Origin of the sequence: Aliivibrio fischeri ATCC 7744 = JCM 18803 = DSM 507, from assembly GCF_023983475.1 — a bacterium.
In the GTDB taxonomy this organism is placed as follows: domain Bacteria; phylum Pseudomonadota; class Gammaproteobacteria; order Enterobacterales; family Vibrionaceae; genus Aliivibrio; species Aliivibrio fischeri.
In genome coordinates this window covers 508,803-529,221 of record NZ_CP092713.1, presented here as the reverse complement: position 1 = coordinate 529,221, position 20,419 = coordinate 508,803, and the positions used below count along the sequence as shown (strand labels likewise).

At 30.9% G+C, this 20,419-nt stretch carries 20 protein-coding genes and 1 pseudogene; 1 reads left to right on the top strand and 20 read right to left on the bottom strand.

Features of this window, described 5'->3' with window-relative positions; all coding sequences use genetic code 11:
• Positions 1-14 precede the first annotated feature (14 nt).
• The 4 genes from AVFI_RS16020 to AVFI_RS16005 form a co-directional block, all read right to left on the bottom strand.
• Positions 15-407: a hypothetical protein gene (locus AVFI_RS16020; protein ID WP_054776124.1), complete on the bottom strand. Its 393-nt coding sequence runs from the start codon at positions 405-407 to the stop codon at positions 15-17.
• Positions 408-624: 217 nt separating this feature from the next.
• Positions 625-1,893 carry a phosphatidylinositol-specific phospholipase C domain-containing protein gene (locus AVFI_RS16015; RefSeq protein WP_188863152.1) on the bottom strand — a complete coding sequence of 423 codons (1,269 nt, stop codon included), beginning with the start codon at positions 1,891-1,893 and terminating at the stop codon, positions 625-627.
• Positions 1,836-2,696, bottom strand: a complete 861-nt coding sequence (locus AVFI_RS16010) for an InlB B-repeat-containing protein (RefSeq protein ID WP_252653966.1) — start codon at positions 2,694-2,696, stop codon at positions 1,836-1,838. Before AVFI_RS16010 ends, AVFI_RS16015 begins: the two co-directional genes overlap by 58 nt.
• A 216-nt stretch (positions 2,697-2,912) precedes the next feature.
• Positions 2,913-3,287: a hypothetical protein gene (locus AVFI_RS16005; protein WP_188863154.1), complete on the bottom strand. Its 375-nt coding sequence runs from the start codon at positions 3,285-3,287 to the stop codon at positions 2,913-2,915.
• 200 nt (positions 3,288-3,487) lie between these two features.
• On the opposite strand from AVFI_RS16005, the pseudogene AVFI_RS16000 reads away from it, so the two are divergent.
• Positions 3,488-3,681: pseudogene (locus AVFI_RS16000) on the top strand (transposase); the annotation flags it as partial.
• An 86-nt stretch (positions 3,682-3,767) separates the two neighbouring features.
• Here AVFI_RS16000 and AVFI_RS15995 read toward each other — a convergent pair.
• From AVFI_RS15995 to AVFI_RS15920, 16 genes are all read right to left on the bottom strand, one after another.
• A complete protein-coding gene (locus AVFI_RS15995) occupies positions 3,768-4,937 on the bottom strand; it encodes an EAL domain-containing response regulator (protein ID WP_188863155.1) in 1,170 nt (389 codons plus the stop codon).
• Entirely contained in the window at positions 4,930-5,790 is an 861-nt protein-coding gene (locus AVFI_RS15990; protein ID WP_188863156.1) for a helix-turn-helix domain-containing protein, read from the bottom strand. Before AVFI_RS15990 ends, AVFI_RS15995 begins: the two co-directional genes overlap by 8 nt.
• Before the next feature lie 153 nt (positions 5,791-5,943).
• Positions 5,944-8,259: a hybrid sensor histidine kinase/response regulator gene (locus AVFI_RS15985; RefSeq protein ID WP_188863157.1), complete on the bottom strand. Its 2,316-nt coding sequence runs from the start codon at positions 8,257-8,259 to the stop codon at positions 5,944-5,946.
• Positions 8,260-8,268: 9 nt separating this feature from the next.
• Positions 8,269-8,601 (bottom strand): Hpt domain-containing protein, encoded by a 333-nt coding sequence (locus tag AVFI_RS15980; RefSeq protein ID WP_188863158.1) that lies wholly within the window; start codon positions 8,599-8,601, stop codon positions 8,269-8,271.
• A gap of 150 nt (positions 8,602-8,751) precedes the next feature.
• Positions 8,752-9,516 carry a hypothetical protein gene (locus AVFI_RS15975; protein ID WP_188863159.1) on the bottom strand — a complete coding sequence of 255 codons (765 nt, stop codon included), beginning with the start codon at positions 9,514-9,516 and terminating at the stop codon, positions 8,752-8,754.
• A gap of 224 nt (positions 9,517-9,740) precedes the next feature.
• Entirely contained in the window at positions 9,741-11,597 is a 1,857-nt protein-coding gene (locus tag AVFI_RS15970) for a methyl-accepting chemotaxis protein (protein ID WP_188863160.1), read from the bottom strand.
• A gap of 132 nt (positions 11,598-11,729) precedes the next feature.
• On the bottom strand, positions 11,730-12,659 hold the full coding sequence (locus AVFI_RS15965; RefSeq protein ID WP_188863161.1) for an EscU/YscU/HrcU family type III secretion system export apparatus switch protein: 930 nt from the start codon (positions 12,657-12,659) through the stop codon (positions 11,730-11,732).
• Complete coding sequence (locus AVFI_RS15960) at positions 12,659-13,315, bottom strand: flagellar biosynthetic protein FliR (protein ID WP_054776145.1); 657 nt, start codon at positions 13,313-13,315, stop codon at positions 12,659-12,661. The genes AVFI_RS15965 and AVFI_RS15960 overlap by 1 nt, the downstream gene beginning before the upstream one ends.
• A 196-nt stretch (positions 13,316-13,511) precedes the next feature.
• Positions 13,512-14,156, bottom strand: coding sequence for an EscR/YscR/HrcR family type III secretion system export apparatus protein (locus AVFI_RS15955; protein WP_188863162.1), 645 nt, complete (start codon positions 14,154-14,156; stop codon positions 13,512-13,514).
• Between the two features lie 33 nt (positions 14,157-14,189).
• The gene (locus AVFI_RS15950) at positions 14,190-15,080 is read right to left on the bottom strand and encodes a hypothetical protein (protein WP_188863163.1); all 891 of its coding nucleotides are present in this window, start codon (positions 15,078-15,080) and stop codon (positions 14,190-14,192) included.
• Between the two features lie 2 nt (positions 15,081-15,082).
• Entirely contained in the window at positions 15,083-15,583 is a 501-nt protein-coding gene (gene sctE, locus AVFI_RS15945; RefSeq protein WP_054776150.1) for a type III secretion system translocon subunit SctE, read from the bottom strand.
• An 8-nt stretch (positions 15,584-15,591) separates the two neighbouring features.
• On the bottom strand, positions 15,592-17,499 hold the full coding sequence (locus AVFI_RS15940; protein WP_188863164.1) for a flagellar biosynthesis protein FlhA: 1,908 nt from the start codon (positions 17,497-17,499) through the stop codon (positions 15,592-15,594).
• Positions 17,496-18,032: a hypothetical protein gene (locus tag AVFI_RS15935; RefSeq protein ID WP_054776154.1), complete on the bottom strand. Its 537-nt coding sequence runs from the start codon at positions 18,030-18,032 to the stop codon at positions 17,496-17,498. The genes AVFI_RS15940 and AVFI_RS15935 overlap by 4 nt, the downstream gene beginning before the upstream one ends.
• Positions 18,029-18,547, bottom strand: coding sequence for a hypothetical protein (locus tag AVFI_RS15930; protein WP_188863165.1), 519 nt, complete (start codon positions 18,545-18,547; stop codon positions 18,029-18,031). Before AVFI_RS15930 ends, AVFI_RS15935 begins: the two co-directional genes overlap by 4 nt.
• Positions 18,504-19,856 carry a hypothetical protein gene (locus tag AVFI_RS15925; RefSeq protein WP_188863166.1) on the bottom strand — a complete coding sequence of 451 codons (1,353 nt, stop codon included), beginning with the start codon at positions 19,854-19,856 and terminating at the stop codon, positions 18,504-18,506. The genes AVFI_RS15930 and AVFI_RS15925 overlap by 44 nt, the downstream gene beginning before the upstream one ends.
• Positions 19,853-20,398 (bottom strand): hypothetical protein, encoded by a 546-nt coding sequence (locus AVFI_RS15920; protein ID WP_054776160.1) that lies wholly within the window; start codon positions 20,396-20,398, stop codon positions 19,853-19,855. The genes AVFI_RS15925 and AVFI_RS15920 overlap by 4 nt, the downstream gene beginning before the upstream one ends.
• Positions 20,399-20,419: the final 21 nt, after the last annotated feature.

Genomic DNA, 20,419 nt, shown 5'->3' with positions numbered 1-20,419 from the left:
ACCTTTCTGATCAATTAATATGCAAACTGCACAGAGCCAGTTGCAGCAACAGGGTAACGAGGCAATACAAGCAACTCTTCAGAGCAAGTTTCATCTCCCTCATCAATTGACGCGCATACCGTTAACATTTTACGCCAGTCTTTATTTTGGAGTATATAGCTAGATTTTCCCTCTACAACCACTTCTCCATCCACCTTCCAAGCATAATTTACTGTCCCCTCCCCCGAAACTTCTACTTCCGCTGTTGCTGTATCGGCAACAAAAATACCATGAGCACTCGCTTCTGTTTGTTTAATTGATACTCCGACCACAGAACCTGAGCCGCCTGAGCCGCCTGAGAACATATTTTCAGAGTTACAACCTGTTAAGCCAAAAATTAAAAACGCAGATAATAAATATTGTTTCATAACAACCCTTTTATAAATAGAAACACAGCACCACATAGGAATACTGAATATTAAGCTTGGCTTCATTTTAATTAATTTACATGAGATACAACAGGGCCGTTTAAAATAAAATAAAAATAAAATGCCATAATAAAAACACAAAGAATTACACGTGAAATACAGGAAAAATACTATAATATAGTGGTATGGATGTAACTCTAATAAAAAAACTTATTCTTTAATTAACAAAATTTTGTTTAATTATATTGTCTTTTAATGATTGACGTGCGTTAGACGAATTATAATCCGAAATGATTATGCCTAGATGCTTACCCGACTTGTCTGACAAATATTCATTCAACCATGGATTAATTCGCGAATCTCCAAGACCGGGAACTCCAGTCCAATAATTAAAATAACCGCTGGTGAAATTTAATGTTAAAGTAGAACTCAATGACGCGGGCACGCTTGATGAATAATTAATTAAATCCATAATCACATCTTTTTTGCCATTCACTGAACTATCTGTATAACCAAAACTGTAAAAATCTTGCACCTCGACATCAACATCATTCCAACCTACGTATTGCGTACCTTTAATATTATCTCGCCAGTTATCTATGCTTATTCCTCCCTTTATTTCGTAGGTTCTATCCACTAAGATTATTTTTCCTCTTAATTCCTTTATTGTTTTAAATTCATAAGTAAGATCCCACATATCGACCATATCTAACTCTTTAAGATAATCATCAAATACTTGTTGATATGTTTTTGTGTTCCCCTCTGTCTTATGCTCTTTTTTCATCATTATAATGATAAATTCACTCGGATTCTGAATGAGGAAATCTTTTATATGTTGCATTTCTGTATCAAAATGGGTATCAAGAAAACAACTACCATGATGTAACGGAAAGCTATCATTATAAAAACGTGTACGAATATCAAAAAAACGTACTCCCGCATTCAACTGCTGGGGAATGCTTTCCGATTGCACAACTATCGTTTGTATCAAACCACTATCGCAAGTCCAAGAAGCTTCATCAGCAGCTGAATCATGGGTTCCAGGTATCGATATTTGATTAATGTACAGGTCATCTGCTATACCGCTACCCCATCTATGATTCTCACCTTTTACCCAACCAGTTTCATACAAGTCCATGCTGCCTTTATTATCCCCTTCCCATATAATAGGTTCACCTCTTTGTATTTGCTCTCCTTCACTGCCTCCCCGTTGATCTGTGTGCCAATATCGATAGCTATACATCAATGGAAAATCTGAATAAGGAAGAAAATAATCAACATTCTGATATGTTTGAGTTTCTACTACAGCATTTTTGTAATGGTAAGTAACAGAAAATATCTCCGTTTCTTTCCATTGAGCAACTAAACTAATATCTTTTGTAAGCTGAATTGTTGAACCTGGATGATAAATTATATTCGATGCTTCATCTAACCAATGTTGAAATGTATAATCATGCCTAATTGGTTCACTAGAAGAAACACGCACATAAGAGCCATGTGGATGCTTTCAACAATAAGGTCATTACCATTATTTGAGTCATAAGTTAGTGTGTGCTCTTCTATCCACTGCGCTGTCAATATCGTGTCTTTTATAACCTGTATTTTCGTATTAGGTTCATAACTATTTCCAGATTCGTTATCAAACCAACATTGAAATATATAGCCTTGTTTAATTGGTACTTCCGAGCTTACTGTTACATAGCTACCGTATGTATGTTCACCACCATCTATGGGAGAGAGATTACCATTATTCTCTTCATAAGTAAGTGAGTAACTATTGATAAACCACTTAGCCACAAATGTGGTGTCACCTAAAACTAAATAGTCTTCTCCCGGGTAGTAAGCATTCTGATTATTTTCCCAATAATGAAAAGTATAGCCTTCTTTAAATGGTCTATTAAATGATAACTTCATCGTTGTTCCTTTAGGAGAATATTCTCTATTGTAAGGAACATCATGATAGGCTTCACTATAATATGAAATTTCATATAATATTGGTTCCCACACGGCATGAAGAACAACATCGTTATTCACTTCAAAAAACTCTCCAGGCAAATAAACTCGATCTTTATAAAGCCAACCTTTAAATTCATGTTCATTTAATTTGGGCTCAACGGTTGAAAGACTTATCACTTCACCACTTTCATGTTGCGATGATGAAATAGATGGATAACCTTCTTTAACATCATATTCAAGAGTATATTTAATAATATTTGTAGGTATTTCTTCATCATTGCACCCCCCCAATATTAAGAAGGATAAAACAATCATAACAATTCGATAACACATGCAACGCTCAATTATTTAATGACAACAAAACGACTAACTTAATCCGCTCAATAAGTAGCAATACAAAAAAGCTAACAACACAGTTATTAGCTTTATAATTAAGAAGACCTCATAGTTATTGCTCTCTCAAATAACTAATGAGAGCTTTTTACAGCGATTAATATATAATTTTATTTTTCTAAATTTGTAAAGTGTATTGTACTGTATAGAACTCCACTAATAAGCATATTGAATAGGTTGACTAGCACTAACCGGGTGTCGAGGTAGTACGTTCAACAATTCAGAACATGTTCTCACTCCTTCAAACAACACACACGCTTCTAATTTTTTACGCCAATCTTTATTTTTAACTTTATATGTATCACCTGTACCAACAAGAACATCATCGACTTTCCAGTTTACAGATCTAGAGCTAATATCACCACTATGCTCAATAGCAACAGTTGCAGTATCTGCTACAAATATCCCATGTTCACTTATCTCATTTTGTAAAATTGAAACCTTCGCAATGCTTCCGCTTGGTGATGAATCATCAGACCCGCACCCAATTAAAGAAAATATGACAGCTAATACAACTGTAAGTTTTTTCATAGTAGAACCTTTTAAATAATTAAAACTCGAATAATCAGATTATCATTTAAACTCATAAAAAACATGTGCATATAAAAATATATATTTTTTTAAAAGCCTATAAAGAAAAAGCATTGCCATCGCTATCCATTTTTTTAAAAATGAATCGACTAAAGATGGTAAAATAGGGGGCCCATATAAATAGCCTTGTTGATAAGTAGTTGATGAATGATGTGCTCGTTTGCTATTTACCACCGTACTCTCCAGAGCTCAATATCATTGATGATATTGTGGAAGAAAGTAAAATATGAATGATTATCATGTGAAGCGTTCAAAACGTTTGAAGAACTCAATATTAACATCAAAAACATATTAAATTATTACTGGGGGAACATTCACAATAACTTTTGCGTGACTACTTAATGTAAAATATTTTTCAAAAAAAGGCTTTAGTAATACAACCAAAGCCTATAATAAACAAATTTCTTCTACATTAAATATCTACATCATATTTTCATTGTTATTCGTTAAATACGTCGGTAACAAACTAGGTAGTATTGGAACACTATGAAAATAACCTTGCTGGTAATAACCCTCATGCTCTTCAAGTAAATTTTTAACTTTAAGAGTTTCAACACCTTCATATATTACTCTTGCATTTTTAGAGCTCGCTAATGACACTACTTTTTTTATATAATCCATATAATCTGCATTATATTGAAAGCCCTTTGTTATTTTTTTATCTACTTTAATCTCATTTATAGGTAACTTAATAACCCTATCAACGTTTGAAAAATCAACCCCAAAATCGTCAATAGATAATTCCACACCTTGCAAGCTCAACCTTAAAACGCTTGTTAAAAACTCTTTTTGAATATCATCACTTATGTTATTTTCGGTTAACTCTACAACAATAGGATTCATCACACCAAACTCTTTAAGACCAATAATATAATTTGATACATCATCATCTACCAATAAATTAGGATCTATATTTATGGCGAACCGTATTGATTTATCTACACCAGAAAAAAACTGCAAGTAATCTTTTACAAACTGCTCCAACACAATCTTAGTGAAATTCTTTTGTTTATTAAATTGATTAATTAAAGGCAAAAATGAGCTAGGAGGCAACAAAGCACCATCAGAATCTAACCAGCGGGATAAAATTTCAAAACCAACAACGCCCCCCGTACTTGTGTCAATTTGCGGTTGATACATTAAACATATTGGATAATTATCATCTTCACTTAGTACTTTTAAAGACTTTACCCCCTCTTTTTTACTTCCAGAGTTCAGTTCGTTTCGAATAAGCAATAACATATCCTCTGCAACGAATGGTTTTTCAAGCGAAGCCACAATATTTAACTCATACAACTTACCTAACATACTGGCTGAACTCAGAATATTCTTATCCAGCCCTGATAAAATAATGATTTTAGAGCTAATCTTTGCCTCTGACATGATGTTTAATAATTCAAAACCATCGCCATCTGGCATCATGATATCCATAACAATAAGATCATACTCATTTTTATTAATCTTATCTTTTGCGTCATACGCATTAACTGATGTATGAATAGATGCCTCTTCATCCAAATCTGAAATCACATTCATCAATATCTCTAATGACAGCTCGACATCATCTACAATTAAAATTTTCTTATTCATTATATATCGCCTTATACTCTAAGATAATATCGATTAAGTTTCTTTGGTTTCTGAGCAATACTTGATTCATTATCAGTACTTTTTCATTCATTAACTCTGCGCTTACCGTTTTATACTCAAACCCCAAACCTGTTAATATATCAAACATTCTTTTACTTGTGGTATAGATACAAAATACTTTTTCGGGATTCGAACTGTACAAATAACTGTATAATTTCTTCCCGAGAGTTGGAACAAGCGTCTCCTCATGCGTTAAATTCATACTTAAAATGAATTCATTTTTAAAACAATCTAAGTGAGTATACTTTTGCTTTAAATCATTTGTTATTGATGAATCAACACTTAAAATATGAGCTAATAATCTGCCATTACTCATGACTATTATCAACTCACCAAAATATTGATTAATCACTTTTTCAAAAATCGTTTTTACCTCAAGACCTTCATTTAAAAAATGAGAAAAAATGATGTTTTTTTCATGCTTAATAATGAGCTCTAGAAAAGGTAAAAACTCAGGTAAAACAAATGAATTCATCGCGTTTATTTTAACAACCTCAAACGCTGAGCACTCTCTCTCAACAAAATACCCATCGACATGAATCTTATTAATTAGACTGCCTATGTTTTTGCGGTAATCATCTTTACCCCAAACATCAAGAAACTTTATTCCAAGCAAACTCAGCAATTCATTTTTTCTGCTAAGGTGTGGTTTCGTGACACCTCTTTCCCAGCGACTTAAGGTTACGACATCCAAGTTCATGAAGTTTCGACTGCTTTTTTGAATAAGCTCAACAAAAGCAGCTTGTGACAACCCATTGTTTAACCGAAAATTTCTTATGATTTCACCAAACATTTTTGCTCTCGCACTTTAAAACATAGGCTAATTTTGAATTAATAAATCAAAAAAGCTAAGGGCACATTAATATTATCTTTTTATAAAAAGCCCACAACCTGTAACAAATTAATTTTAAAAACTATTCTTATACTTAAAGCCCTATAGCAAAAGTTAACAGCCACAAGAGCCACATTTTAATGCACAATTCAACGCAGTTAAGATATCCCCCTCACTAATTGGTTTTGTAATATAGCATTCAAAATGCGAACGCATTAGGAGCTCTTCTTGTAGAGTTGCTCGTGCTGTTACTGCAACAATGGGCACTGTAGACCCTGAACTTCTTAACCGCTTGGCTAACTCTACGCCCCCCATAACAGGCATTGATATGTCAGTAAAGACAATATCAATATCACTATTAGAAAAGATAGCCAAAGCACTTTCCCCACTGTCAGCCATAACAGTAGATACACCAAGTGACTCCAAATGAAATTGTAATATTTCTCTATTGAACTCTACGTCATCCACAATGAGTGCTGTTGTCTCTTTGAAATCATATTTAAAGTCAACTTTAGCTCCTCCCTTCTCAGCATTATTCTTCTGATCTTTTCTAAGCATGTCACTTGAAAAAACCAGTCTAAAAATAGTACCCTTACCTAATTTACTAGACACGGTTAGCTCACCTTTCATTAAATCCACTATGTTTTTTGTAATAGCGAGCCCCAAACCGAAACCTTCATTTTCATCTTCTTTATTAACTTGTTCAAAACTGTTAAAAATGGTTAAGAATTTACTTTCTGGTATCCCTACACCGGTATCAATAATATCAAAACTTATTGTTTTACCTTCGGAATCTAAAACTACCCTAAGCTCAACTTTACCTACTTTCGTAAATTTAAACGCATTTGATATAATATTAGTCAATGCTTGTTTAAAGCGCAGCTCGTCAACGAAAAGTAAACGGTTACTATCAATATCAAGTAAAGTGACTTTAAAACCTATGTTTTTTTTCATGGTCAATGGTTTAAAGACACTTTCAATATCACTCAATAATATATTGATGGGAACATGTGTTGGTTTCAAAGCGTAATTACTGGCTTTAACCTTTTCTAAATCTAAAAAATCATTCACCAACTGAAGAATAGTGTCACCTGACGTTAATATTGAATCTATAAAGTGCTCATGGTTAAATTTGCTTTTTTTCATCATGGTCGCGTAACCAATTACAGCATTTAGTGGCGTTCTTATCTCATGAGAAACATTCGACAATAGTATTGATTTTTGCCTGTTTGCTTCATTTGCGACATTAACGGCTTGCTCGTATTGACGAGTTCTCTCTTCTATCTCATTTTCTAGCCCATCAATTAAATCTCTTAGTGAGCAACTTGCTTCACTGTAGGCACTGGATAGCGCCTCTATCTCGTCACCATTACTTTTAATCACAAGCATTGATTTTTCATAATCTTGCGCCTTTAATGCTTTTGCCTGTTTCACTAACTTTTTAAGAGGGGAGGTTAAATTATTTATGATTAAAGTATGCAAAATAACAAATATAAACAACAAGATAACGCTTAAACAGAAAATATAAACAAACAGGTGTTTGTCTGTTTTTAAAATATATTCTTTAATATTTAAAAAGTTACTCATCGTGATTGATTGCGGTGTAAAAAGTATTAGAATGAGTCCTGTATCATTACTCCTATAAAACGAAAAAAGGGATTGATTTTTACCGTCATCAACAGAGATAAAACCAGAATCATGTGAAAGCATATGTGATAAAGCTGTTTCTTCTTTCCCACCGTACTTCACATAACGATTAAGTAGTCCCGTTATGTTTTTATTGTAGTTATAAGCGACTAAATAACCACTTTTATCCATTAAAAAGTATTGATAATTTTCAGATGAGTTTATATTATCAATCACTAAAGAGTGACTTAAGTAATCAAGATCTAACTCAAACCTTAATAACCCATTATTCTCCATGTAAGAGTACAAAAAAAACTTTTCTATGCTCTTTCCTTTAACTACTTTTTTAAAGAAAATACCTTTATAGCTAGTGAGTTTTCTTGCTTCAAAAAAATATGATGAAACGTTATAGCGCCCATTTTCAATAAAATGCCTTTCATTTTTTTCTACATTAATAATAGATAATTCTTTGATATAGCCTTTAGAATAACTAATCTCTTTAAGCAGCTCTTCAGCAATATTATTAAATGAACCTCCATTCAAAATAAATTGATTATAAACATCACCTGTAATGTGCTGCATACTCTCAGAAATTAAATGAATCTCTCGCTCTAAATTCCCATTTTGCGCTTTTAAAAAGTTACTAAGTAACTCTCTATCATGTTTATTTACACTTTCTTTTATTTTATCAAACTGTTTTTGGGAAGTATCGTTTACTAACGTAAACAATGAGAGTGAGAATAGCGACACAAAAATAATAAAAAAACAAGCATTAAATGCTATAAGGCGATTTTTTATCTTCATAATGCCCCCTTAATCTAAAGAATAAATCAAGTTTTGAAGTAAAAGATCAAGATGTGCATATATACTTGCAGGGCATAATACCTCTTTATATTGCTCTATTTTTATACATATCCTTGTGATATAAATAGCGCCAACAGAAGAAACGATGCCCTTTAATTTATGAATTAACTTAACAGAAAGCATATTACTTTCACTTGCCTTTTTAAACTCAAGTTGAATAGATAACAAACTTTTTTTAGCTATTATTCGAAAACGCTCTCCTTTTGCTGATAAGTAATCAACACCTGTCACAAGACAAAATTCATACTGATCTATGTAAGTTATTTCTGATTTATAATTCATGATTAATTACCCACTCAACCTTACCCATCATTAACACTAAATAATAGCAACAAACTTACAACAAAACAAAAGTATTTAATTTAGGTGTAAATTTAAATAATTCTACTATTAATAAACGTCATCATTTTACTTATGCTTACCATCAAATAATCATAAAGAAAAGTATGTATTACTACTGAAAATGGGTTCATTCTTGAGATCGTGACTATAATAAAATTCTTGGTCCTTATAATAGTTAAAATCTTTCTCTAAAATGGGGGCATCTGAGTAAATATCTACAGCATAATCATTAAATGTCATATCATAATATGAAAAATCGGTGTTATTATCATCGCTATCTCGATTCATTATCAGCATAATATCACTTAACGAACTAGGAGCATTCACCACTAGTTGATCATAAACCTGAATTAGCTTATCAAAATTACGCTGTTGACTATCTACATATAATCTATTTGAATCCCATAGTTTACCTCTTTCGCTTAGTTGATACTGGCCTGTTCGACTCGATAATAGACAGTTAAATAATACAGTATCATCCCAGCGTTGATCAATTTTGTTTAATGCTAAAAAATCGGAGATAAAAGGTAAAGAACCAAACCTTATATTCCTTATAGTCGAGTTGTTCTTCACATATAACTCAGAAATTAAATAAGGTGTAACATTAATTACGACCCCATGATTTAAAGCAATATAGTCTAAATCATCCAGCATCGATTTATCTACAATTGAGCGAACTGCACTATTTTGAATATAGTCAGGCTCTACAATTTCAGGTTCAATAAAAGTTACAAGGGAAGATTCTAGCTTTAAGCTACTATTAGATAAAATAGAAGGCGATGTAATTAGACTTTCTATTTTTCGATCACATGCACAAATTAATAAAAGAAAACTACAAATTAAAAATAACCGCATTTGACGTTCACCACATAGCTATTTAAATGTAGAAATTAAAATATACCCCTCTTGATTAAAATAGCACATAAAAAAAATAAAAACACCAAATGCCTACCTTGGTGTTTTTACATAGATATTGACTTGTTTTTCAAAAAATATTTTTGTTCGAATAATAAGCGATATGTTTATTAAAACTAGAATTTTAATATAAAAAAACAGCTACAAAAGTAGCTGTAAAAAAACTATTTAAAAAAAGATAATTCTTTGCTTAGCTTATTAGTTTGCTGAGATATATCACTGTTCGACTCTAGTGTTAATTTTACATAATTAACATTGTGTTGCACCATCTCATTAATAGAAACAATGCGTTGAGAGATATCGCTAATAACTGAAGATTGCTGATCTGATGCTGTTGCCACTAATGAGTTTATTTCAGAGAGATTGCCAATTTTATCAGATATCTTAACAAAAACAGCTTCTATTTCATTTGCAACGGCCTGAGATTCATTTATTAAGTGAGAATTACTTAACATGTAATCATCCGCTTTTTTTGATTGAGCTTGAAGTTTACAAATAATATTTTTAATATCAACTGTTGAGTCTTGCGTTTTCTTTGCTAACTCACGAACTTCATCCGCAACAACTGCAAATCCTCTCCCTTGCTCTCCGGCTCTTGCTGCTTCAATAGCGGCATTTAGAGCAAGTAAATTAGTCTGTTCTGATATTGAATTAATCACATCAACTATCGAACTAATATCATTTGAGAAATCCCTTAACTCATTGACGATAATAACAGATTCATTAATTGATGTATTGACTTGATTAGAAATATCTTGCGAACGATTTAAAGTGTTTGACCCCTGATTAACTACATCAACCATAACCGTTGTTAACGATTCAGCACTATCTGCATTTTTAGCAACATCTAAAGCTGTCGCTGATAATTCGGTTGCTGCTGCTGCTATCTGCTCCACTTCTGTCAGTTCAATCTCTACCTTATCAGAAACATTTTTTATCATTATTTCGATATCTTTTTGATTACTATCTAGCTCATTCATACTAGTTTCGGCAGATTTTGTAATCTTAGATATAGTAGACTGCAGGTGAGATAGTGAATCAGATATATTATCAAATTCATTATTTGATTTCGTTAAAGAAAACTCACTAAAGTCGCCACCTGACATTTTATCAATGATTGAAACCACCTCTGGCATCACCTTTAGTTCTTTATCAATCAAGAACTTGATGAGGAAAAACATGGTAAATCCGATAAATAACAACAAACCAACAATAAGAATAATAATTAAATTATTTGCTTTAATGATCTCAGTCAAAGGAATAAATGAAAAAAGCTTATATCCGTTAAAAATCGTATTTTGAGTAACACTATAATACTCATTATTGGCATTTTGATATTTTAATGGCGTTTCATTTGCATCTGCAAACCAAGGTCTTAGTTCAAATAAGTCTTTAGAAACCCACGACTGATTAATTTTATCTGTTAATAACACTTTATTGTCATTATCTGTTATTGCAAACTCAACGCCTAAATCAGGCAGTAATGCGGAAAGCATAATATCACTTGCTAGTACGCCTACTATTTCACCATTATCTCGTACTGGTACAGAAAGAGAAATGATAAAATCTCCAGATAAATTGGTTGTTGCTGTCGATATATTAAAGTCTTTTTTATCATCAACAATACGTGTAAACCACTCTTTATTTAACTTTCTTGCATTATACCCTGTGTTGATATATCCGCCTTCTTGTGCACTAAACACATATCCCTGCATGTCAGAAAAATAAATATCTTTGGTTGATTCCTCTTGACTAATTATTGAGTTAAACCTTTCTAAAAAATCATCTTCTGATGCAGCCAACTTATCAATAAAAAATAAGCTAGATAGCTTTTTTAATGCTACGATATCTTTCTTTAGATCTTCCTCAAATAAAGATGATACGCTTGACACAACAACTTTATCTGCCTTAATTGTTTCATTTTTTTGAACGTTATTCATACTGTAAAAGATGGAAACTGTTGATATTGCTAACAAAACTAAAAAAGCAATTATATAAATTTTATATATTTTCTTTATCATAATAAAAACCGAATTAAGTTAGTAGTTCACCTGTAATTAGCTATAGGTAAAGAATGTACAAGTAAAAGTAACGGGGGGGACCTTAAAAAGACACAGCATAATAATAATTAATATTAAAAAAGTGCCTAAGTATCATTTGTTGTGATAATACTCAACAAAGTCACTGTAGTACTTGCTTGGAAGATTCTCTCCCGCTTTTAACCTTTTAACTCCTTGAGCAAACTTAATGTTTATATGATATAAATAACGGTTATCAAAAATAATTTTTCGTGCATATTCAGCTTTAAGCTCTTTTGCTATGAATGAAATATAAGGTACTGGTGACTTTTCAATATCATATTTTATCGCTACCACAATATGTATAGGATTCAAAATAATAGCATCGGCTTCTTTTAACTCTTGAATCTCATCATAACTTAATAAGGAATTTTGTACCCCTTGAATATGGCTTTTCACTATCGCCTTCCCTTCTTGGTCTTCATGTTCTTTCTTAATATCATGCTTTGACATTCTATTATTTTTTTCAAAAATTGCTCTTTGAATGAAATAATCAAAAAATAATGAGATCAAAGATATTATGATAAATCCTAAAATAATAAAAAATAGGTATTCTTTACTATTTCCTTTAACTAAAAAAGTCGATATACATATAACATACATACTAAAAAAAATAGTTATAAAAAAAACATTCATCCACGGAAACATTTTTTTAAATGAAAGGTACTTCATATTTTCTATAGGGTTAGGCATTCTAAATATCTTAAAGTTTAACACCACCCCTCGATTTAATAAGGCGTCAGTCACAATATTGATAAATAATCCTAAAAATAACAACACTAGAATAAACTTTATAATAAACATTAAGTTATCATAAAAATCAGGATTAGTGATACTTAAGAACTCTATTTTAAAGCTATCAATAAATAAAAAAAACACGTAACATAAAAAACAAATCAAACAAGCCGCTACAATATTTTGCAATCCAAAGTTAACGCTAATTTTCTGCCCTTCTGAACGTGATTTTTTCTTCTTTCTCGGTGTTGCGTCTTCTGTTTTTTCCATTACATTCCTTTTGATACAAGAAGGTATAAAACTAAAATACTTTTAATTGGCATAGAAAAAGTCAACATATTTATATTACTGTTAAGCTTGGATATAAAGGCAATCGATACATCAACAAGAATTAAAGGAATAATAAAGTATAATGCTTCTTTCATATATAAATGATATATCGATAAAAAATCCTCAAATAGGTACTCAATAGGGTCAATTTTTAACTCAATTAAAATATTTACAATAGATTCTATATGTATAAAAAATGCATCTTTAAACATAATATGTGCGAGGTAATACATAAAAAAAAGCTTAGCGAGCGTTGATTCACCTTCATCACTTAACGAAGATATAGAGTCTACATAACCTTCCCCTCTCATTGTATCCAAAAGGTCACCAATACCCAGTAGAATATGTACTGGTAAAACAAATAGATAACCAAGAAAAAGAGAATATCCAATAATAATGATACGTGTCTCTAAGTTTAGAGAAACGGCTTCACCAGAGGTTCCAAATGAAATAAAGCATGAGACGCCTAGAACAGCCGCTATTGATATTTTATAAAGAAATGCTTTGCTATTATCAAAAAAGGGAACAAAAAATATAGCTGCTAAGAACACCAATATATAAAAAATAATACTCTCTAAGATTAAGTCATACGCCATAAACTCATTAAACCTTGAATGACAGCAACATAATTCTTATTTATATAAAAGACAGTGACAATGATCTTGTATAACAGTGCCAATGATTGATCTTGCACTTGAAATATAGATAATATTAGAGATATTAATACTGAACCTATTGCTATTAATAAAACATAATAAGTTAAATGCATTAATATTTCATAGAGTACTTCCTTCATAAGTATCCTTCAATCAAAATGTTTGAGACCCAATTCCAACCGTCTGCATAAAAGAAGAAAAATAATTTAATTGGTAAAGAAAAAGACGATGGTGGCATCATCATCATGCCTAATGCCAAAAGAATAACAGAAACTAAAAAATCGATAATAATAAATGGTATAAATATTTTATATGCCAGTTGAAATGCAATTGTTAACTCACTTATCGTATAAGATGGTAATATTTCATGCATTTTGCACTTCTTCTCATCATTAATACACTCTTCTGATTTAAACTTATTCATAATTTTCGACTCATTTGTTCTATTTTTAATAAACTCCTTATACGGAGTAAAAGAACGGTCAATTACTTCATATTTACTTAATATATTTTCGGTTGAGTACAAAATTTGAGAGCTACTATTTAAATTAGCTATGGATTCAGATACTGGATCTTGAATTATTAGCACTGTTAACGCAGCACTCAACCCATATAAAACAAAGTTCGGAGGTGTTTGCGGCGCACCTATTGCTGTTCTTAATATTGAAAAGCAAATGCTTACCAATAAAAAAGGTGTTCCTATAACAAACAAAAACGAAAAAAACATTAGTAAAATAACACTAAAAATTAATCCGCCATATTGTGCATCTACTGAAAACAATATTTCCTCCTTACTTTGTATTATGATTTTATACTATGAACGAACAATTGTTTTTAATGATTCATTATATGAGTCATTAATTGATTTCATTGCTGACATATAGCTTGATTTGGTATCCGAGAATGACTGCTTAATGTCTGTTGCTTTATCTTTATGATGTTGCTCAACAGTCGCTTCTCGTTCAGATTGATTAATTGAAGGTTCAAAACAACCAGAAATAACCTGAGTTGAACTTTGAGAGACAGCCATGAAAGCTCCAGCTTCTGCAACGCCTTTTAATGATTCAGCCTTTTTTAGATTGCCGTCAATAATGGACTTTTGCATAGTCGTTAGGTCTTCTGAGTGTTTAATCTCATTCAAAAAGCCATTTTTTTCGATAGCGTTTTTACTTTGACTTTCTTCTATCTTTTTCAGTACTTGAATTTTCTCATTATCAGCAAGCTTACTCCATTCTAGCTTACTTTCCTTATCCATATTATGATAAATCCTTTCTTGACCTTTTGTGATATGAGTATCTTTCATATCATATGGTTTAAACTTCATGCCTTCAAAAGAAATTTTATCTCCAGAGATAGAGAACTGCTCTTTGAATCCATTATGTTTATTATTTGAAATGAACGAATCTTTGACTTTTGTCATAACAGAGCTGTCTGTGATTTTTTTAACACCTTTAGTTAATAGCCCACCAGTCATGCTACTCATCGCACCACCAATAACTAAACCACCAACAGAAGACCATATAGCTTGAGACATACGTTTATGCGCTGCTTCTTTTTGTGCATCAAGTTGTTTATACATAGCTTCAACTTCTTTTTCAGAAGATGAGTTTCTTTTTTCATCAGCTTGAATCATCAGCTTACTAATGCTAGATGTTAATTCGCCAACACTTTGATTACTTGATGAAATTGTAATTGAATTTTCCATAATTAACCTTTAATAATTTGAGATAAATTTTGATCAATGCCTTCAACAATTGAAGAGGTATGTCCATACATCGAATCAGACTGACCAATAGTGTTTGATACCGTTTCTATCTGCTTTTGCATTAAATTATTATTCAATTTCATATTAGCCTGTTCAATCTCAATAGATTTATCTTTTTTAGAACATCTGATCTCTTGAGTCGCTTTTGACGTAGCAACCGCAGCGGTCAAACCTAATGAAGCACCACCAGAAAAAGGAGCGGCAACCACAGCAGCAATGCCTGCAACCCATCCAAATATTCTAGCAAAAGGGCCTCTTCTAATATCATTTTTCTCCATCTGTTCTTGAAGTACCTTATTATTAGACTCAATCACTTGTTTATTATAGCTATCAATTTGAGCTTTAGAAACTTCTGACGATTTATATGACTGCTCTACATTATTCACAGCTAACTGAGAAACGAGCTGTTCAATGGATAGATTATTTGTATCTATAGTAACCATAACTTACCTTAATCTTTTAATTTAATTGTTCCCATATTTTCTACTTTTATCTCTTTTACCAGTTCATGGAAAGATATTACTGGTATTTGTTTATAACTCTCTCTGTCTTTATTAATTGTGCTCCATACAAACCTCCTTATATCTGTATCTGCTAATATAACAAAGTTATTAACTTCTTGAGAAAGTCGGTCAACCTCGCTCGTTAACCAATAATCAAAAGAAGGATCCAACTCTAAATAAGCACCAGTAGCTGAATGCTTAATCGCATTATCAATTGCTTTCGATGTATCACTACATAATTGCATGGCTTTAATTGTATTATTGATAGCAATTTTTTTACAAATGCGCTCTTTAATTTCAATTCTTACTAACTCAGCTAGTAATAACTCATCTTCTTCTTTAGAGGACCATGAATGTAATGCTGTAAATATTTCTTTAATATTAAGTAGTGCTATATCTTCATTTAATAGCCTTTTTAGAACCGATGTTATTTTTTGAATTGCTATTTGCTGTTGTAAACTATTAACTAAATCAAAATTACTAATCGAAACAAAGTCAAGTAAAAATTTTGTTTCTTGAATGCCAAAGTTATTCTTAATGTTTTTAAAAATTTTATCTTTATACCAATCTAATATAACTTGCATACTTTTAGTTTTGCTTGTATCAGAGCTAATCTTTATATTTTGCCCTAATACATTAGCTACTGTATTATCATCCCCTTCATTATTATCACTTGAATAATTGTAAAAATGCATTGCACTAAATGGGCACTCTACATTGTAGCCTTGAAACATAAGTTCAAATTCATTATGTTGAGTGTGAGCAATCACAGGCTGAGTTATAATAATTCCAAACTTTTCATAAACAGCTGTCTCGATATCTTTCGCTATTTGTTTTTTTTCAGCCTGACTATAATATTTAGTGGGTAACTTTATTACGATATCAGACTTTAATAAATCTAAATCAGAGTATCCTGTCACTTTAGGTGTATTTCTAAAAAACCAGCCAACAATTAAAGGAATAACAGCAAGAATTAAGAAAATTACTGATGGCATTCCAGGAATACAAGCTAAAACGACACAACACACAGCTGACATTATAAGAATGTTTAAATTACCAAATAATTGTAATGATATTTGTTCTTCCAAAGATTCTGTCGTCTCATCCATTACTCTTGATACAATAATTGCAGCACCAATAGAGATAATAAGAGCAGGGATCTGACCCACTAAGCCATCTCCAATGGTTAATAATGTAAATGTGCTTACCGCTTCAGAGAGTGCCATATCGTGGTATAAATTGCCAACAGCCAAGCCTCCAAATATATTAACAAAAATAATAATCAAGCCAGCAACAGCATCACCTTTTACGAATTTCATTGTTCCATCTAAAGAACCAAAAATTTGCGCTTCTTTATCTAATAGTGAACGTTTATTTTTTGCTTCAGCTTCAGAGATTAATCCCGACTTTAAATCGCTGTCTATTGAGATCTGTTTACCAGGCAATGCATCTAGAAAAAAACGAGAAGACACCTCACCAATACGTTCACTACCTTTAGTTATTACAACAAAATTAACAATCGTTACAATAGAGAAGACAACTCCCCCAATGACCATATTGCCTCGTGTTACAAACTCTCCAAACGTTTCAATAATATTACCAGCATTCGCTTCACTCAATATCAATCGAGTACTACTTACGGTTATCGCCAGCCTAAATAAGGTTGATATCAACAGTAAGGCAGGGAAAGACGAAAACTCAACCAATGATGATGTTGTTAAGGCCTTTAATAACAATAAAATAGCAAAAAATATGTTTATTCCGATTAATACATCTAATACGGTTGAATTTATTGGTATAATAAATAACATTATTATCATACAAATAAACCCAACAATTAATACCTGTTTTATCACATAGTCACCAATAAGTATTTAACTAGTTCTTTCTTTTTATTTATTACATTTGCATCTATCCTAATTATAAATTTAGCGACATCATTTTTTTCACTCAATTTCAACTTTGTGTAATCCTTACTTATTATTGTTTTCATTATCGCGAGATCACTTGCCTCTAATAGCTTATGAATAAGTGAGGTAACATTATGAGGTAGATCCACTTTATCTAACTCTCTCGTAATTCTATTTAAAGACGCTGACTTATGTCTATCAACTATCTGATTTCCATCATTTAAAGTATTGTTAATACCTGTTTTATGATTAGAGTTAGAAAATAAATTACGTATGCTTGTTATTTCTTTCTCTTTTTTTAAAAGTGAAATTAATCCTTCATTGTCTTTATGCTCATAATTTTTCTTTTTTTCACTTTCCCCCTTATTATTACTTGATATTTTTTTAACATGTGCTTGATTTTTTTTATTTTTATTTTCTATATCTTGTCGTGCTTCAATGTTTCTTTGAACATTGTTAACTCTATTATTAACTTTCAATATGTTAAAACCCTTGTCTTTCCATTTTTATATTTAATTTTAATCTTTCCTTTTATATAACCTAACTCATATTTAATCTTGTTTTTCTTTAAGCTTTCTTCAACATGTTTATTTTTTTCTAGCAGGATGATTTTTTCATTTAATATTTTATACTTAATATCTGGATTTAAAAAATCATAACAATTAAATTTAAAATTTATATTTGATTTATCATCAATAAAATCAACAACTTCCTTATTTGTTATAATACATATATTTTCTGAGTTTATTCTTGTGTTAGAAATAAATTCAACGATACCATGATTGTAAAGTATTGTTTTTATATAGTCATTTAAGTAAACAACATCTTTGACTTCTTGAAAAAAATCAATTGAATCTAAGGTATCTACCGCATTACCATCACTTATAATCAGCAACCCACTTTCTTTATTAAAAATGAAATCTGATTCGGCTTTAGCGATAAATGAAATATTAAATAGGAGAAATGTTAACATAATAGTAAATATATTGTTCATTATTTATCATCTCATATGAGTTAAATAACCCTCCAACCCAAGGTATATAACCTAAGATTGGAAATATCTTCTCTTGTTCGGTCTCTTTATTGGAGATGATAGAAAACAACTTCTTTTCTTCTTGATGTTTAACTATTGCATCTCCTGTATTCTTTATTCTATTTACAGCAATGACACCATCATTGAGTTGCTCGATATTCTGCTCACCATCTTGTAGTGAATAGCTCACTTTTGATCTATTTTTATTAAAGTAATTTATTTCCATATCTAATGAAAAACCACTTTCTATTGTATAAATATCTGATTGATAAACTGCCTCGTCATCACCTACATTGCTGCTATCTATGGTTCGGTTTATATTGTTTTCATTACCTTGCGCAATATTTAATATGTGTGATTCAATTAATTCAGCTTTAGTTTCTGCTATCGAGACATCTAACCCTTGCTTTCTTAAAGCAAATATTTTGTTTATATCTTTATGTGGGCTTAAGTTTTCTAGATAACTGATTACCTGTTCTTTCTCACATTGTTCTGCACATATATCTTTGAGCATTTTACTTTCTAAATTTGTGTTCGTATTATAAATAAACTTTGCAATTGAATCAGCATTTACAACAAGTTTAGTTAGCATCAATTTATAAAGTTTTTCCTCTTTATCCATGGCTAATAACTTTGAATTAATGTTTTTATTTAAGCTCCCCAATGAATAAAATAATGTTCTTTCTTTTTTATCATAAAATGCTGATTCTCCACCAGAATCTAAAATAAAGTTAATTAATGTATCTACATAAGCATCTGAAGGAGTTCGATTAACAAATTGAAAATGATGTAATTCAGAACTTTTACTTACCGTATTACTTTCAATTAGTTCTTTTTTATCTTTTGAACTGTTCTTATTAAACATATCCCACGCATCTTTTGGCATGGTTACATCTATATCACGGCTTAACAATGATCTCGAATGTAAAATTGGTGTTACTTTTCCTTCTAAAAAGTCTAGATTAGGTAGATTTTTAAATCGCTTCTGAATCAACTTTTCTTTACATGAAAATTTAATTTCTGATTGTGTTACTACGCTTGTTATCCCTTCGTTATAAAAAAGCTGCTGTAGAAAATCTTCATCAAAAAGCATCACTTGTTCATCGATTTCTTTCTCAATTAAACAACGGTCTAATTTTACATCTCGACCTCTATCTTTACCATATTGAGTTAATAATACTTGGATACCTGAATAATCTATTTTTTTATTTTCTTGTTTAGCAAAAGAAGATGTACTAAACATAAGCAGTAATAATATTAATACTTTCATTTCTCATCCTTCTTTTTGTTACTCAATATATATTCATAATTGTATTTAATAATACTTTTAACGGGATTATACTCCGATAATATAACTCTAAAGCTTTTTTTTGTTTTATCTCCAAGTAGTTTTTTTACTTCTTTTTCTAATTTGACTTTTTCTACTAATGGTGTGGTTATCACATTAACTAATATATCGTCTTCTAATTCAACAACTTTAGTTATATAGACTCCATTTATTGTAGACAAAAGATTAGATAACTCTGTGTACTTTTCACTCTCATGTTTATGTATCTTTTTTTTCTCTTCTTTATATTTGCTAAAAACGTAATTACTTCGAGCTAAATCTACCTTACTAACTCGAATTGTGTATACACTGTCATTATCTTCTAATTCATATTTTACATTTATATTATCGAGCAGAAAAATAGTTTCATTCACTTCATCAAATGTTATTCCTTTATTTAAAATAATACTTTGTTCTGTTTCACTTCCACATGCTATACAAATTGAACAAAGTAGAATCAAAATGATTTTTTTATAATAACTCATCTTATCCTACATATTGTTTAA